General features: G+C 72.4%; 1 protein-coding gene. It reads right to left on the reverse strand.

Annotation, left to right across the window (positions count from 1 at the left end; translation table 11 throughout):
* A partial coding sequence (locus C1A33_RS25565) for a tetratricopeptide repeat protein (RefSeq protein ID WP_243407941.1) occupies positions 1–1,246 on the reverse strand: 1,246 nt, incomplete at both ends.

The following is a 1,246-nucleotide window of genomic DNA, read 5'->3' on the forward strand; positions in this document are numbered from 1 at the left end:
GCGTGGGTCAGGGCGCGCAGGGTGGGGGTGTAGGAGGAGATCGTCCGGTCGAGGACGGTGGCGGGGTGGGTGTCGAACCGGGTGTCGTGATGGCCGGCGGCGTGTACCGGTAGGAACGACAACAGTCCTGTGGTGCACCACCACAGCCGCGGCCATGACGGACCATCTGCTGGGGTGGTGGTCAGGTGGAGCCGGTCGAGGACGGGGCCGGCCAGCACATCCCACAGCCAGCCCAGGACCGCGACCAGCCGCCGCTGCGCCACGCCGGAGGTGGTGTCGGCCAGCGCGCCGAGGAACGCGACCACCTGGTCGTAGACCGCCTGCGGTGTCAGGTCGGGCAGTGCCACCGCCTCCACCGTGCTGTCGGCCAGGAGCAACGCCTGCGAGCCGAACTCGGAGACCGCCACCGCCACGACCGGACCCTCGGCGGCCGTCGCGAGGAGGTCCTCGAGGGGCGGGGGCTGCAGAAAGGTCTCGAACCCGTCCAGCCTGCGGATCGACGCGATCAGTTCCTCGAGGGCGACACCCGCCGCCTGCCGTTGTGCGACGGTCGCGTCAACGGCGCCCTGACCGGGCTGGAGCTGGTCGGGCACGGCCGGCCCGTCGGCCTGGTCGAGGACATCTCGCAGCCGGACGAAGGACGCGGCCAGGTTGGGATATCGCTGGTTCAGGGCGGTCAGGTCGGTGCGCATGTCCAGTGCCTGGCCCAACAGCACCCCGCGGCCCTGCTCGAACAGCGCCACTGCCTGCCCGACCTGACCGGCCTGCACGCAGCACGCTGCCGCGTCCGCGCCGAGACCCCCGAACTCGACCAGCAACGCCTCCTGATCATGGCGGGCCAGGCTGCGTGGCGCGAGCAGACCGAGTAGTTCGGTCGCCGCCGTGAACCCCGCTACCGCCTCCTCCCAGCGGCCCCCACCTGCCGCGGTCTGCCCCCAGCCGCGCGCCGCGAGCGCCCGCGTCTGCGGCGACGCCCCTGCAACCCCAACCCCCTTCCGATAGACCTCGATCGCATCGTCCAGGTCGGTGACCTGCCCGGTCCGTTCGTACCGGGTCCGCAGGGCGATGCCGAGGTTGGACAGGTACCCGGCGCGGTCGGGGTGGTCGGTGGGGGTGGTGTCGACGGCGGCCTGGCCGGTGTTGATCGCATCGTCCAGGTCGGTGACCTGCCCGGTCCGTTCGTACCGGGTCCGCAGGGCGATGCCGAGGTTGGACAGCGTCCGGCGCGGTCGGGGTGGTCGGTGGG

This window comes from Frankia canadensis (assembly GCF_900197875.1).
Taxonomy (GTDB): domain Bacteria; phylum Actinomycetota; class Actinomycetes; order Frankiales; family Frankiaceae; genus Frankia; species Frankia canadensis.